The organism is Marinobacter lipolyticus SM19, from assembly GCF_000397065.2.
Classification (GTDB): Bacteria; Pseudomonadota; Gammaproteobacteria; order Pseudomonadales; family Oleiphilaceae; genus Marinobacter; species Marinobacter lipolyticus.
This window is the reverse complement of record NZ_KE007306.1, coordinates 397,168-411,255: the sequence shown is the minus strand read 5'-3', so window position 1 is coordinate 411,255 and position 14,088 is coordinate 397,168. Positions and strand designations below refer to the sequence as shown.

The following is a 14,088-nucleotide window of genomic DNA, read 5'->3' as shown; positions in this document are numbered from 1 at the left end:
CTTTCACAAGTGATATCAGGCCAACTGCGCACCCGAGCCGGGTGTCATGCGAACAGGTCGATGGGCGTTTTTCCCGTTTTTCCGGGCACCTCTCGCACCAGTCTGGGAACCAGGAATCCGGGTAACATTGCCAGCAGGTTTCGCACAAGCTCTCGTGCCCGGTCGTCGGTGACGTCAAAGTGGTGCGCACCGGCAACCGGATCGAAGGCGTGAAGGTAGTAGGGTAGCACGCCTGCGTCAAATAGCCGTTCGCTGAGTTCGCAAAGCACGTCCGCGTTGTCGTTGACCCCCTTCAGGATGACGCTCTGGTTGAGCAGAGTGACGCCGGCTGACCGCAATTGGCCAAGCACCTGGCGGGTTTGCAGGTCCAGTTCCGCGGGGTGGTTAACGTGGAGTACCATCACGGCCTGCAAGCGCGTCCTCGAAAGCCAGGCCAGCAGGGAGTCGCACACCCGCTGGGGGATCACCACCGGTAACCGGGTGTGAATGCGCAGTCGTCGAATGTGGGGGATGGTGCTGATGGATTCTGCCCAGGCGGCGAGTAGCCTGTCATTGACGGCCAGGGGGTCCCCGCCACTGAAGATGACTTCATTTATTTCGCTGTCCCGGGCCAGGGTGTCGATGACATGGGCCCGGTCCGCAGCCGATAAACGGTGTTCTTCATAGGGGAAGTGGCGGCGGAAGCAGTAGCGGCAGTTAATGGCGCATTGTCCGGTCACCATCAGCAGTGCCCGACTGCGGTACTTGCGGATCAACCCCGTGGCTTTCAGGGCGCCGGACTCCTGTAGGGGATCGGAAACGTAGCCTTCCACAGGCTCGTTCTCCGCGGTTAGCGGAAGCACCTGACGTAATAGCGGGTCGTGGGGATTTCCCCGGGTTATCCGGCTCAGATAGGGTTCCGGTACCCGAACCGGAAACAGCCGGTGGCCTTGTCTGGCGCCAGCCAGCCATTGTTCCGGATCCAGATCCAGCCGTTCGAGCAGTTGCTCCGGGCTGGTTATGGACTCCGAAAGCAGTTGTTGCCAGCTGCGGGAGTCGTTATCGGCCAGCCGGGCTTCTATACGGGTGGGGGTTCGCTGTATCATAGCGACCCTTGATTTTTTAATTGCATCTTTTCGGGTGAACATTTCATGGCTTCATATTCTACCAACGAATTTCGCAGCGGTCTTAAGGTTTTGCTGGATGGTGACCCCTGCGTAATTCTTGAGAACGAATTCGTAAAGCCGGGTAAAGGTCAGGCCTTTAACCGGGTAAAACTCCGTAACCTGATGAGCAACCGGGTGTGGGAACGCACTTTCAAGTCCGGCGAAAGTCTGGAAGCGGCTGACGTCATGGATCAGGATATGGAGTATCTGTACACCGACGGTGAATTCTGGCATTTCATGCTGACCGACGGCTCCTTTGAACAGTTTCCTGCCGATGCCAAGGCTGTAGGCGATACTGTGAAGTGGCTGAAAGAGCAGGATGTGTATACGGTCACCCTGTACAACGGAGCGCCGCTGTCTGTTACACCACCAAACTTTGTCGAGCTCGAAGTCGTGGATACGGATCCCGGCATGAAAGGCGATACCGCCCAGGGTGGGTCCAAGCCGGCTACCCTGTCTACCGGTGCTGTAGTTAACGTGCCGCTGTTCATTACCATCGGTGAAGTGCTGAAAGTTGATACCCGCTCCGGTGAGTACGTCAACCGCGTCAAGAGCAGCTGACGGCTGTTGTTGTGATCGACGCGTTAGAGTGGCAGCCATCGGCTTCGCTAAGCGCCCTCAAAAGCCGCGCAGACCAGCTTGCCTGGGTGCGCGGTTTTTTTGCGCAAAGGGGCGTGCTGGAAGTGGAAACGCCGGTGCTGGGTCGTCACGGTGTGACGGATCCTAATCTGGACGGTATTTACGCCAATTCTTCTGCCCTGGCGGGCGGTGCCGCCGGGGGGTGGCTCCAGACCTCACCGGAATATCACATGAAGCGCTTGCTGGCTGCTGGCTCCGGAGCCATTTTCCAGATCTCCAAAGTGTTTCGGGACGGTGAGCGCGGACGTCGTCACAATCCGGAATTTTCCATGCTGGAGTGGTACCGGCCGGGGTATACGGACAGCGAGCTGATGGCGGAAGTGGGCGATCTGGTGTGCGGCTGGCTGGGGTGTGCTCAGCCCGGGGTGATGAGTTATCGGAATGCTTTATACCAGTATGCCGGACTGGACCCCTTCCTGGCTTCCGATCGGGAGTTGACGCGCCGCTGCGAGGCCTGGTTGGAGCCGGAGCAAGCCATGACGCTGGGGCGTGACGGCTGCCTGGATCTGTTGATGAGCTATCTGGTGGAGCCGGCCCTGGCGGAACATGGTCCGGTGTTTATCACCGGCTACCCGGAATCCCAGGCCGCACTGGCCAGGGTCAGTGAGCGTGATGGAGTGCGCCAGGCGCATCGCTTTGAGCTGTATGTTCAGGGGATTGAGTTGTGCAATGGCTATTGGGAGCTGACCGAGCCGGCTGAGCAGAGCCGACGGTTTGCCGTTGACAATCAGGTCCGGCGTCAGTCGGGGAAACCCGAGATGGCGATTGATACGGCTTTCCTGGAGGCTTTAAAGGCGGGGATTCCGGAATGTTCCGGTGTCGCGCTTGGGCTGGATCGACTCTTGATGCTGAAGCTGGGAACCAGTGATATCGCCGATGTTCTCGCCTTCCCTTTTGAGCGGGCCTGACAGCCCCTGGCGATGTGCCGGGGCTGTCTGAGGCCTGATCAGGCGATGGTGCCGAAGGCTTCCCCCATTCTGACGGTTTTCTCCGGCACCTCGTCTTCATTCCACGTGACCGAGCCTTTCGGCATCATCAGCACCACGGTTGAGCCCAAGCGGAAGCGGCCCATTTCCTGACCTTTCTCGAATTGAATGTCCGGTTGGTCACCATCGTAACGGGTGGATGTGATCAGCCCGGTTCCGGGCGCCACGACACCGCTCCAGGTGGTTTCAACGCTGCCGACAATCATCGCTCCAACCAATACCATCGCCATCGGGCCGGCATCGGTGTCGAAAATACAGGCCACGCGTTCGTTCCTGGCAAAGAGATTGGGCACGTTTTCGGCAGTGACCGGGTTTACGGAAAACAACTTGCCGGGGATGTACACCATTTCCCGGAGCTTGCCAGCGAGGGGCATGTGGATCCGGTGGTAGTCCTTGGGCGAGAGGTAGATGGTGGCGAATTCGCCTTCTGCAAACTCTGCAGCCCGCTGTTCGTCGCCCCCGAGCAGTTCCGTCAGGCTGAAGGACTGGCCTTTGGCCTGAAATACCCGGTCACCGGTGACCTGTCCGAGCTGGCTTATGGCGCCGTCCACCGGGCTGACCAGTACCGAGTCCCTGCTGTCCACCGGGCGCACGCCTGGCTTCAGGGCGCGCGTGAAAAAGGCGTTAAAGCTTGGATACGCTTCCGGGTTTGATTCCGCCGCTTCGCTCATGTTTACGCCATAGCGGCCGATAAACCATCGAACAACGCGGTTCTTGAGCGCCGGCGTGCGGTCATAGTCCGCCAGGCGACCTGCCAGCCGTGAAACAGCCAGCTGGGGTGTAATGTACTGGCTTAAAACGAAGAGCTTGTTGAACATTAAATGGGATCCTTTGCGCTCGAAGGCGCGAAGTTTACCAAATACAGCGGCTTGTATAGAAATTGTTTCACAGCTTCGCGGTTCAAGCCGGCCCTTGCTATTATCAGCACTGATTCGGTGGTGCGATTACGATAATAATTTCCCGATACCTATTACATAAGGCGTTCTCTCTTCCCATGTTGCTTATTATCGGTGCGGTCATAGTAGTTGCGAGTGTTCTCGGTGGGTACATCCTGCACGGCGGGAACCTGATGGTGCTGTGGCAGCCCACCGAGATCCTGATTATCGGTGGAGCGGCTGTCGGCTCCTTTATTATCGCGAATCCGATGCACACCGTTAAAGAGGTGTTTCAGGGAGTCATGCGCCTGTTGACAGGCTCTCCGTACAATAAGGCGTTCTATATGGATCTCCTGAGCCTTTTGTACGACATCTTCGACAAGTCCCGCAAACAGGGTGTCATGGCTATCGAGGAGGACATCGATAACCCCGAGTCCAGCCAGATCTTTTCCCGCTACCCGGCGATCATGAAGTCCAGCCATTTATTGGCGTTTGTGACCGACTACCTGCGCATCATCAGTTCCGGCAACATGGCCACCCATGAACTCGAAGGCATGATGGAAAATGAGATCGATAGCCGTCAGCACGAACTGGAAGAGCCGGTGCATGCGGTCAATAAAATAGCTGATGCCTTGCCCGGCCTGGGTATCGTGGCGGCGGTACTGGGTATCGTGATTACCATGAACTTCCTGTCTGAAGGGCCAGAAAAAATTGGTCTCAGCGTGGCTGCGGCACTGGTGGGTACCTTCCTCGGGATCTGGATGGGGTATGGCTTTGTTGGCCCAACCTCCATCGCCCTTGAGCACGCCGTCAAGTACGAGCTGAAAGCGTATGAGTGTGTGAAAGCGTCAGTTGTGGCAACGGTCTCTGGTCAGGCGCCGCAAATGGCGATCGAATTTGGCCGCAAAGCGTTGCCAACGGACAAGCGCCCGGGATTCCAGGAGCTTAACGACCACGTTCGGTCGAAGTAGGGCCAGCCAGGGGCTGTTGGAGCAGGTTTGTGGAAGAACAACCGATCATTGTAAAGCGTAAAAAGAAGGTTGCCGGTGGTCACCATGGTGGCTCCTGGAAGGTTGCCTTCGCGGACTTCGCGACGGCGATGATGGCGTTCTTCCTGGTGCTGTGGTTAACCGCCACCGCTTCTCCTGAGCAAAAGCGGGCGGTGGAAGGCTACTTCAAGGATCCGGTGGGATTTACCGAGGGTGGCTCACCAAATCCGGTTGATCTCGAAGGCAGTGCCTCGGTGGTCAATGAAAGTACTGTGGATATCGAAAGGAGCGATATTCAGATCGAAGACCAGGTGGTGGAAGAGCTGGCGGAAACCCTTGAGCAACGCAAGATGGAAGAGTTGTTTCAGGAGCTCCAGGACCGCATAGAGCAAAGCGAAACACTGCAGGAGTTCAAGGATCAGCTGCTGATTGATATTACCAGTGAGGGTCTGCGTATCCAGATTGTGGATCGCTCTCAGCGCCCGATGTTTGACAGTGGTCGGGCCGAGCTCAAGTACTACTCCCAGGATATTCTGTTCGAACTGGCCAAACCCCTTGGGGCGGTCAGCAACAAACTGAGTATTACCGGTCATACCGATGCCACGCCATTCAATGGGCGCCCGGGCTACACCAACTGGGAATTGTCCGCGGATCGCGCCAATACCGCTCGCCGGGCTCTGGTTGCCGGTGGGGTTGGTTCAGGTCAGATTGCCCGTGTGGTCGGTTTGAGTGATTCCGTGCTGTTTGATAAGGACGACCCCACTGCGCCGGTGAATCGCCGCATTTCGATTATTGTCCTCAACAAGAAAGCGGCGCAAGGTATCCAGAACAATGCGGGGAGTGGTGATGAGCCCCTGATTGACCTGACCCGGCCAACGGAAGCAGAACAGGACGAGGCGATGGAAACCCTCAAGCAGGGTGACTGGATGCGTGAGCAGGAAGAGCCCGCCGAGGGCGAACTCAACTGGTAAGGGTAAGTCGGGTCAGTCCAGCTTGAGACCCCGTGACTGCTGTTCCGCCATGTCCTTGAGGATGCGATGGAAGCTCTTCAGGCGAGGATAGCTGATGCGTCCATCCTCGGCAGCCACGTCAATGGCGCAGCCGGGATCGCCCAGATGGCGGCAGTTGCGGAAACGACAGTGTCCGATCAGGTCGCGGATTTCCCGAAACCCGTATTCAATCTCCTGCGGCGTCATATGCCAGAGCCCAAACTCCCGGATGCCCGGGGAATCAATCAAGTCACCACCGATGGCAAGGTGGAACAGTTTGGCGGTCGTCGTGGTATGGGTGCCCTTTCCCGTGCTCTCCGACAGCGCCCCGACCCTGAGCGACTCATCCGGCAGCAAGGTCTGGATAATGGACGACTTTCCAACGCCTGACTGACCCACAAAAACGCTGGTCTGATCCCGGACAAGAGCCTCCACCTGCGGTGACGGCGTGCTTCCGGATGCCGTTGCGGACGTGCGAACCACCTGATACCCCAGTGCCTCGTAGCGCGCCAGTAGTTCATCGATATCCTGACGGTTCTGGTCGGTCAGAAGATCGGTCTTGTTCAGCAGGATCACCACCGGAATGTCGGTGCTCTCGGCCGCCACCAGATACCGGTCAATCAGGTTGTCATGGGGCTCCGGCTCCGAAGCGATCACCAGAATAATGTGATCGATATTCGCCGCCACCGGTTTCAGAGCACCGAAGTTGTCCGGGCGCTGCAGCAGGTTGGTGCGATCACAGCGGGCAACGATGACTCCGGTTTCGCTCTTGCCGGGCCGCCAGATAACTTTGTCACCGGTGACCAGGCTGTCGATGTTGGCGCGCACAAAACAGCGCACCACCTGACCCTGGTGTTCGCCTTCCAGCGCTTCCACATCCAGCTGCTGACCGTAGTGAGCAATAATCAGCCCCTGCTGCTCAGGGCCCAGCTCACCGGCTTCCGTCAGTTCCTCAATGGCCTTCTCCTTTCGGGAAACCCGCGCCGTCCGTTCCGCCTGGATTTTCTTGATGCGCCATTGCTGCTGTTTGTTCAGTCGCCGTTTAGCCATGAAGTAATTTCTGGATTCTTGATGAAGGGTGGTATTTGCTGTGACATCATACGCTAACCTGAGGATCGCAGCCCGCACGATTGGCATCAACCTCTGAGAATTTATCTGACTTTACGGGCACTGGCGGGTGCCACGCTCCGGGACACGCTACAAGCACATCCCTGTGCGCTTGATCTCCGGCCATCCATGGCCTCCGACAGTCCCGGACCGTGACACCCGCCAGCACCCTGCACCAAACCGACAGTTTTGAGGAATTACGCATGGCGGACGTGAATAACCTGGTATGGATTGATCTGGAAATGACCGGTCTGGATCCGGAAAAGGAACGAATTATCGAGATGGCAACCATCGTCACCGACTCGGAGCTGAACGTGGTGGCCGAAGGCCCGGTGATTGCCATCCATCAGTCAGATAGCCTGCTCGACGCCATGGATGAATGGTGCACCAAAACTCATGGAGAGAACGGTCTCACCCAGCGGGTGAAAGACAGCAAGGTCTCCGAACGCGAAGCAGAACTGGAAACCCTTGAGTTCCTGAAGCAGTATCTGGAGCCCGGCAAGTCACCACTGTGTGGCAATAGCATCGGCCAGGATCGGCGCTTTCTGGTGAAATACATGCCGGAACTGGAAGGCTTCTTCCATTACCGGAATCTGGATGTCAGCACTATCAAGGAACTGGCGCGGCGCTGGCGGCCGGATGTGCTGGCCGGTGTGCAGAAGAAGGGCAGTCATCTGGCGCTGGATGATATTCGGGACTCCATCAACGAGCTGCGCCACTACCGGGAAAACTTCTTCAAATTATAAGCCGTGCTGCCTCAGGGCCCATTGGACGTGTTCCCGCACCAAGTCTGATGGGTAGTCGGCACGCTTCTTCAGGGCCTCGATCACCGGGATGGTTGAGGGCGCATTGCCGAGGCCGACCGCCAGGTTGCGGAGCCAGCCTTCGTAGCCGGTACGGCGAATGGCCGAACCCTCGGTGCGTTTCAGGAACTGTTCCTCCGTCCACATAAACAGCTCGGCAAGTTCGCTGTTGTTCAGGCCGTGCCGCGGCTGGAAGTCGGGTTCGCGGGTGGGTTTGCTGAATTTGTTCCAGGGGCAGACCAACTGACAGTCGTCGCAGCCGAACACCCGGTTGCCCATCAGCGGGCGCAGCTCTTCGGGGATGCTACCCTTGAGTTCGATGGTCAGGTAACTGATGCACCGGCGGGCGTCCAGCAGGTGAGGGCCCTTGAAAGCGTCTGTCGGGCAGAGGTCCAGGCAGGCGCTGCAGCTGCCGCAGTGATCGGCTTCAAACGGCTCGTCCACCGGCAGCGGGGCGCTGGTGAAGATTTCTCCCAGGAAAAAAAACGAACCGGCCTTGGGATGAATAACCATATTGTTCTTGCCAATCCAGCCCAGGCCCGCGCGTTGGGCCAGGGCCCTTTCCAGTACCGGTGCGCTGTCCACGAACGCGCGGTAATCGTGGCCGCTGACCGCCTCGTCAATGCGTTTGGCCAAGGTGGCCAGGCGCTTTCGCATCAATTTATGGTAGTCCCGACCCAGTGCGTAGCGGGTGACGTAGGCTTTTTCCCGGTTAGTAAGCGCTTCTTTCGGGCTGTCCGGTGATGCCAGGTAATCCAGGCGTACGGAAATCACCCGCAGGGTCCCGGGCACCAGGGATGTGGGCGTATAGCGCTTGTCGCCATGGTCTCCCATGTACGTCATTTCGCCATGGTAGCCTTTTGCCAGCCAGCTCTTGAGACGCTCACCATGGATGCCAGTATCCGGCAAGGTTATGCCCGCGTCACTGAAACCCAGTTCCCGTGCCCAGGAGCGAATGGATTCCGGCAGGTTTTCAATCACAGTGGTTGGTTTTGCGGTCATTTCCATGGGATCAGGGTGAACGTACGGAATTTTAATCTGATTAAGTTATGACCTTTTTCTCTGTTTTGCTATTCTTTACAGGTATCTGGCCAATTTTCTTAAACTGATTTCTTTAGCTGGAGCGCGGGTGCATGCCCCTGTCTGATCTACACAGTCTACCAGAAGACCTGTATTCCGCAGATGCCGTGCGGGAGATCGATCGTTATGTGATTGATGAAAAAGGGGTTAATGGTTTCGATCTGATGCAGGCGGCAGCGGCCTCGGTTTTTCGTCGGTTGGTGAAACGGTGGCCTGAGCCAGGCCGGATTCTGGTGCTGTGTGGTGCTGGAAATAATGGCGGCGATGGTTATCTGGTGGCTGCCGCTGCCAAACGACACGGTCTGGATGTGAACTGTGTAGCTGTAGCTCCGGTCAGGAAGCTGTCGGGCGATGCCCGTCTGGCCTGGCAGAAAGCAAAACAGGATGGGGTTGGTATTGTCGCGTGTGCCGGTATGGCTCCGGATGAACTGGATGCCCTGTTTGGATCAGCAAATCTGCTTGTGGACGCCATGCTGGGTACCGGCGTTACTGGAGCGCCGCGGGAGCCGTTTGCGGAGATGATCCGCCGCTGTGAGTCTGCCCGCGTACCCGTTGTTGCGGTGGATCTGCCATCGGGGCTGGACGCGACAACAGGCGCGGCAGCAGGGGATGTGATCCGGGCGGATATGACGGTCACCTTTATCGGTTTGAAGGCGGGCCTGTTTACCGGGCACGGACCGGAAGCCTGCGGTGACATCTGTTTCGAGTCACTGGAAACGGAGCCGTGGCTGGAGGGCTGTGGACAGCAGCCCCTGGCGCTCCGTGCTGACTGGGCCTCCGTGTCGACTTCCTTGCCGCGTCGGCCAGTTACTGCCCATAAGGGGCGTTTTGGTCACGTGTTGATAGTAGCTGGTGATAGGGGGTTTGGGGGTGCGGGAATTCTGGCTGCCGAAGCGGCTTCCCGTGCTGGTGCGGGGCTGGTCACCCTGGCGACGCGTCCTGAGTATGTTGCACCGGCCCTGGCACGTTGCCCGTCGATTATGGTTCAGGGGCTGATCCATGGCTCAGAACTGCCTGCTTTGCTGGATGTTGCTGATGTGGTCGTATGCGGCCCGGGCATTGGCCGGAGTGCCTGGGGGCAGCAAATGCTCGAGCAGGTGGTGGCCAGTGGCAGGCCCAGGGTTTTGGATGCCGATGCGTTGAATCTGATGGCTTCCCGGGTTGCGGTAAAGGACGATGACCATATCCTGACGCCTCATCCGGGTGAAGCCGCGCGGTTGCTTAACTGTGAGGTAGCTGAAATCGAAGTGGACAGGATCAAGGCTGCCGACCGATTGTGTCAGGTGTTTGGTGGGACGGTGTTGCTCAAGGGCGCAGGTACCGTCATCGCATCAGGAGTGGAAGTGCCCCGGATCGTTTCTGGCAGTAATCCGGGCATGGCGACGGGAGGCATGGGGGACGTGCTTTCAGGTATCATTGGCGCTCTGTACGGGCAGCTGGGTAACCCACTACACGCTGCCAGCATTGGGGCCTGCCTGCATTTGGCAGCAGCCAATCTTGCCGCCCGGAGTAAGGGTTTTATGGGGCTGTTGCCGGGCGATGTGATTGATGCCGTGCCGTCGGTATTGGCAGAAACCGAAAGGAAGCGTGGCAGCTTGCAAGCGATAGAGTCGGGAACGTAATGCAATCTGATCAACAGGAATTCCACATCTTTCTGGCTGATGAAGCCGCCACAGAGGCCCTGGGTGGGCAGCTGGCAAAAGCGGTCGTGGGTGCCGGGCATGGAGGGACCCTATTCCTGAAGGGCAACCTGGGGATGGGCAAAACCACGCTGAGCCGGGGTTTCATGAGAGGGCTGGGGCATGAAGGGGCGGTCAAGAGCCCGACATACACCCTGGTGGAGCCCTACGAACACCTCCAGCCGGCGGCATACCATTTCGATCTCTACCGGCTGGGTGATCCGGAAGAATTGGAATACATGGGGATTCGGGATTATTTCGAGGGTGGCAATGCCTGCCTGATCGAGTGGCCGGAAAGAGGGCGGGGCGTTTTGCCTCAAGCAGACCTTGTGATCTCCCTTGAGCGGGATGGCGAGGGGCGTTCAGCGAGGCTGGTGCCAGGAACGAAGAACGGTGAGTCACTGTTGGCGATGCTACAGGATGCTGGCAACAAGCGATCCGAAGCAGTTTCGGGTCAGGACAAGCGCAGGTGAGCAGTATGACAATCATCAGAACACTAAGAACCTTCATGACAACCGGCATGCTTGCCATGCTGGTGATCTGGCCGGTAGCTGCTCTGGCGGGCAAAGACGTGGAAAGTGTGCGTATCTGGCCGGCACCTGACCATACAAGGCTGGTGCTGGATATCGCGGGTAAGGTGGAGCACAACGTGTTTTCATTGTCAGGACCTTCAAGGTTGGTGATCGATATGAAGGATGTCACCCTGAAGGCCGATTTTTCTGCGCTGGACCTGTCCGGGAGCCCGATTCAGAGGATTCGGAGCGCCCCCCGCAACGGTAATGACCTGCGGGTCGTGCTGGACCTGAAAAGCGAAATCAAGCCCCGCAGTTTCCAGCTGGAGCCCAATCAGCAGTATGGTCATCGTCTGGTGGTGGACCTGATCGATGAAGGCGGACTGAAGGTGCAGAAACCCGCCAAGCCCACCGTTACCGATAACGCCAATGGCAAACGGGATGTCATCGTGGTGATTGATGCAGGCCATGGTGGTGAGGATCCGGGGGCGATCGGCCCGAGAGGGACTCGCGAGAAGGACGTTGTGTTGTCCATGGCGAAAACCCTGCAGCGGATCATTGACGGGAAACCCGGCTTCACGGCCAAGCTGACACGCACGGGCGATTATTACATCGACCTTCGCAGCCGGACCCTGCTCGCCAGGAAGCACAATGCGGACCTGTTTGTATCGGTCCATGCTGATGCTTTCAGAACGCCGCAACCTCGGGGAGCCTCGGTGTTTGCGTTGTCCAAACGCGGCGCAACCAGTGAATCCGCACGCTGGCTCGCTCAGAGCGAAAACCGCTCCGACCTGATTGGTGGTGCCGGCGGAGTGTCGTTGAACGGCCGGGATGAAATGCTGGCGGGTGTGCTTCTGGACCTGTCCATGACCGCCAGTATTAACTCCAGTCTGGGAATCGGTAGTTCAATTCTTGGTAAGCTCGGGAATGTCACCAAGCTGCACAAGCGTGGCGTAGAGCAGGCAGCCTTCGTGGTGCTGAAGTCGCCGGATATCCCGTCACTGCTGGTGGAGGCGGGTTTTATATCCAACCCGCAGGAAGAGAGGAACCTGGCCAGCTCATCCTATCAGCGCAAACTGGCCAATGCCGTTTTCGACGGTATTTACGACTATTTCTCAGACACGCCTCCGCCGGGAACGCTACTGGCCGCGCAGAAATCGAGCAGGCAGGGCGGTAACTCGGTGAGTCAGTACAGGATTCGGCGTGGCGATACCCTGTCAGATCTGGCGCGGGAGAACCAGATTTCTGTTAACGAGTTGATGCGATTTAACGGCCTGAACAACGACCGTGTTATGGTAGGGCAAACCATTCGTATTCCCGCTTCCTGAACAAGAGGTTTTTCCGAAACATGCCCGCCATACGATTGCTGTCTCCACGGCTTGCGAACCAGATTGCCGCAGGCGAAGTGGTGGAGCGCCCCGCTTCTGTCGTCAAGGAACTGGTGGAAAACGCCCTCGATGCCGGCGCCAACCGGGTTGATATCGATGTAGAGCAGGGTGGCGTGAAGCTGATTCGGGTGCGGGACGATGGATTCGGTATCGGTGAAGCCGATTTACCCCTGGCGCTCAGTCGCCACGCGACCAGCAAGATCGAGAGCCTGGATGACCTGGAGGCAGTCGCCTCCTTGGGATTTCGTGGTGAGGCCCTGGCCAGTATCAGTTCCGTATCCCGGCTTGCCCTGACGTCCCGTACGGAAGCGCAGGAAGCGGCATCCCGTGTTGAAGTGGAAGGTCGTGACATGGACGCCCGGATTTCACCCGCTGCCCACCCGGTTGGCACCACCGTAGAAGTGCGGGATCTGTTCTTCAATACGCCTGCCCGACGCAAATTTCTGCGAACTGAAAAAACCGAGTTCAATCACGTCGAGGAGTGCGTTCGGCGGCAGGCACTGAGCCGGTTTGATGCCGGATTTACCTTGCGCCACAACCAGCGAGTGGTTCAGAGCCTGCGTCCGGCGGAGAATCCCCTGGATCGGGAGCGCCGTATTGGTTCCCTGTGCGGGCAGCAGTTCATTGATAATGCCGTGGTGATTGATGCCGAGGCTACCGGGCTACGCCTCTGGGGCTGGGTCGCCCTGCCGACTTTTTCACGCAGTCAGGCGGACCTGCAGTACTTTTTCGTTAATGGCCGGGTCATTCGTGACCGCCTGGTCGCGCACGCCGTGCGGCAGGCCTACCGGGATGTGCTGTACAACAATCGTCATCCGGCGTTTGTCCTTTACCTGGAAGTGGCCCCGGCCACGGTAGATGTGAATGTTCACCCGACCAAGCACGAAGTGCGATTCCGGGACGGCAGGCTGGTACACGATTTCATTTTCCGGACCCTTCACAAGGCGCTTGCGGATGTTCGCCCCGATGATCATCTGCGTGGCGCCGTTGCGCAGTCGGCGGTGCGGGAAGAGGTCGGAGGCACGGGCGTTGTTGGTGGTGCATCGTCTTTTTCTGGTGGCAATGCGCCATCGTCTGCCGACCAGGGGATCTCCCGTAGTTGGGGAGAAACCGCGTCCGTATTTCCGCCCCAGGGAAGTGGCGGGCATCAGCAGCAACAACCGCACCATGAGTGGCAGGCGCGGGATCAGATGGGGTTCTATCAGTCCCTGAACGAGGGGGGCGGCCTGGCGGGGCGCCAGCAGAGCGCGCCAGTACCAGAAATTACCGTTGGGCATCCCACGCCGCCGGCAGATGGTGAAGCTGAACCGCCACTGGGCTACGCGATTGCCCAGTTGCACGGTATCTATATCCTGGCCCAGAGCCGGCAAGGCATGATTGTCGTCGATATGCATGCGGCCCATGAGCGTATTACCTATGAGCGCATGAAGCGGGCGCTGGAAGCCCAGGATCTGAAAAGTCAGCCGTTGCTTGTGCCGGTATCACTGGCGGTCAGCCAGAAAGAGGCGGCGCTGGCGGAAACCCATGGCAATGAGCTCCAGCAGTTAGGGCTCCAGGTGGAGCGAATCGGTCCGGAAACCCTCGCCATTCGGCAGGTTCCAGCGCTTTTACGGGGAGCGGATACCGAGCAATTAGTGCGGGACATACTGGCCGACCTGATTGAAAACGGTCAGAGTGACCGGGTCGAGGCGGTGACTCACGAATTGTTGGGTACCATGGCCTGCCATGGATCAGTGCGGGCAAACCGACAACTGACCATCCCGGAAATGAACACGCTGTTGCGGGATATGGAAGCAACCGAACGCAGTGGCCAGTGCAATCATGGTCGTCCCACCTGGACGGTGGTGACTCTCTCCGAGCTGGACAAACTGTTCCTCAGGGGACGATAAGAGCGCC

The 14,088-nt window shown here is 58.3% G+C and carries 13 protein-coding genes; 9 read left to right on the top strand and 4 right to left on the bottom strand.

Translation table 11 applies throughout. The features are described 5' to 3' along the window. Positions 1–44: 44 nt before the first annotated feature. Complete coding sequence (gene epmB / locus MARLIPOL_RS01885; protein ID WP_036190277.1) at positions 45–1,085, bottom strand: EF-P beta-lysylation protein EpmB; 1,041 nt, start codon at positions 1,083–1,085, stop codon at positions 45–47. Between the two features lie 45 nt (positions 1,086–1,130). Here epmB and efp point away from each other — a divergent pair, with 45 nt between their 5' ends. Both efp and epmA read left to right on the top strand, forming a co-directional pair. After that, positions 1,131–1,706, top strand: a complete 576-nt coding sequence (gene efp / locus MARLIPOL_RS01880) for an elongation factor P (protein WP_012136363.1) — start codon at positions 1,131–1,133, stop codon at positions 1,704–1,706. Positions 1,707–1,717: 11 nt separating this feature from the next. Next, complete coding sequence (gene epmA, locus MARLIPOL_RS01875) at positions 1,718–2,692, top strand: EF-P lysine aminoacylase EpmA (protein WP_012136362.1); 975 nt, start codon at positions 1,718–1,720, stop codon at positions 2,690–2,692. A gap of 38 nt (positions 2,693–2,730) precedes the next feature. On the opposite strand, the gene asd is transcribed toward epmA, so the two are convergent. Then, positions 2,731–3,588, bottom strand: coding sequence for an archaetidylserine decarboxylase (asd, locus tag MARLIPOL_RS01870; protein ID WP_012136361.1), 858 nt, complete (start codon positions 3,586–3,588; stop codon positions 2,731–2,733). A 176-nt stretch (positions 3,589–3,764) separates the two neighbouring features. Between asd and motA the strand changes: the two genes are divergently transcribed. Together motA and motB are read left to right on the top strand one after the other, a co-directional pair. Then, entirely contained in the window at positions 3,765–4,616 is an 852-nt protein-coding gene (gene motA / locus MARLIPOL_RS01865) for a flagellar motor stator protein MotA (RefSeq protein ID WP_012136360.1), read from the top strand. Positions 4,617–4,645: 29 nt separating this feature from the next. Then, positions 4,646–5,605: a flagellar motor protein MotB gene (gene motB / locus MARLIPOL_RS01860; protein ID WP_012136359.1), complete on the top strand. Its 960-nt coding sequence runs from the start codon at positions 4,646–4,648 to the stop codon at positions 5,603–5,605. 12 nt (positions 5,606–5,617) lie between these two features. Here the strand turns inward: motB and rsgA are convergent, their stop codons facing one another. After that, positions 5,618–6,673: a small ribosomal subunit biogenesis GTPase RsgA gene (rsgA, locus tag MARLIPOL_RS01855; protein ID WP_012136358.1), complete on the bottom strand. Its 1,056-nt coding sequence runs from the start codon at positions 6,671–6,673 to the stop codon at positions 5,618–5,620. 260 nt (positions 6,674–6,933) lie between these two features. Between rsgA and orn the strand changes: the two genes are divergently transcribed. Continuing rightward, positions 6,934–7,476 (top strand): oligoribonuclease, encoded by a 543-nt coding sequence (gene orn, locus MARLIPOL_RS01850; protein WP_012136357.1) that lies wholly within the window; start codon positions 6,934–6,936, stop codon positions 7,474–7,476. Here the strand turns inward: orn and queG are convergent. Next, positions 7,471–8,541, bottom strand: coding sequence for a tRNA epoxyqueuosine(34) reductase QueG (gene queG, locus MARLIPOL_RS01845; protein ID WP_036190275.1), 1,071 nt, complete (start codon positions 8,539–8,541; stop codon positions 7,471–7,473). The genes orn and queG overlap by 6 nt on opposite strands. A gap of 125 nt (positions 8,542–8,666) precedes the next feature. Here queG and MARLIPOL_RS01840 point away from each other — a divergent pair, with 125 nt between their 5' ends. The 4 genes from MARLIPOL_RS01840 to mutL are packed head-to-tail and all read left to right on the top strand — an operon-like array spanning position 8,667 to position 14,081. Beyond that, entirely contained in the window at positions 8,667–10,235 is a 1,569-nt protein-coding gene (locus MARLIPOL_RS01840; RefSeq protein WP_012136355.1) for a bifunctional ADP-dependent NAD(P)H-hydrate dehydratase/NAD(P)H-hydrate epimerase, read from the top strand. Then, a complete protein-coding gene (gene tsaE, locus MARLIPOL_RS01835; protein WP_012136354.1) occupies positions 10,235–10,765 on the top strand; it encodes a tRNA (adenosine(37)-N6)-threonylcarbamoyltransferase complex ATPase subunit type 1 TsaE in 531 nt (176 codons plus the stop codon). The genes MARLIPOL_RS01840 and tsaE overlap by 1 nt, the downstream gene beginning before the upstream one ends. Before the next feature lie 35 nt (positions 10,766–10,800). Continuing rightward, positions 10,801–12,132, top strand: a complete 1,332-nt coding sequence (locus MARLIPOL_RS01830; protein ID WP_036190544.1) for an N-acetylmuramoyl-L-alanine amidase — start codon at positions 10,801–10,803, stop codon at positions 12,130–12,132. A 20-nt stretch (positions 12,133–12,152) separates the two neighbouring features. Further along, positions 12,153–14,081, top strand: a complete 1,929-nt coding sequence (gene mutL, locus MARLIPOL_RS01825) for a DNA mismatch repair endonuclease MutL (RefSeq protein ID WP_012136352.1) — start codon at positions 12,153–12,155, stop codon at positions 14,079–14,081. The last annotated feature ends 7 nt before the right edge of the window (positions 14,082–14,088 follow it).

Bases quoted from the DNA above. Each gene is read 5' to 3' on its own strand.
- epmB (WP_036190277.1), bottom strand. From the start codon at position 1,085: ATGATACAGCGAACCCCCACCCGTATAGAAGCCCGGCTGGCCGATAAC.
- efp (WP_012136363.1), top strand. From the start codon at position 1,131: ATGGCTTCATATTCTACCAACGAATTTCGCAGCGGTCTTAAGGTTTTG.
- asd (WP_012136361.1), bottom strand. From the start codon at position 3,588: ATGTTCAACAAGCTCTTCGTTTTAAGCCAGTACATTACACCCCAGCTG.
- motA (WP_012136360.1), top strand. From the start codon at position 3,765: ATGTTGCTTATTATCGGTGCGGTCATAGTAGTTGCGAGTGTTCTCGGT.
- rsgA (WP_012136358.1), bottom strand. From the start codon at position 6,673: ATGGCTAAACGGCGACTGAACAAACAGCAGCAATGGCGCATCAAGAAA.
- orn (WP_012136357.1), top strand. From the start codon at position 6,934: ATGGCGGACGTGAATAACCTGGTATGGATTGATCTGGAAATGACCGGT.
- queG (WP_036190275.1), bottom strand. From the start codon at position 8,541: ATGGAAATGACCGCAAAACCAACCACTGTGATTGAAAACCTGCCGGAA.
- MARLIPOL_RS01840 (WP_012136355.1), top strand. From the start codon at position 8,667: ATGCCCCTGTCTGATCTACACAGTCTACCAGAAGACCTGTATTCCGCA.
- tsaE (WP_012136354.1), top strand. From the start codon at position 10,235: ATGCAATCTGATCAACAGGAATTCCACATCTTTCTGGCTGATGAAGCC.
- MARLIPOL_RS01830 (WP_036190544.1), top strand. From the start codon at position 10,801: ATGACAACCGGCATGCTTGCCATGCTGGTGATCTGGCCGGTAGCTGCT.
- mutL (WP_012136352.1), top strand. From the start codon at position 12,153: ATGCCCGCCATACGATTGCTGTCTCCACGGCTTGCGAACCAGATTGCC.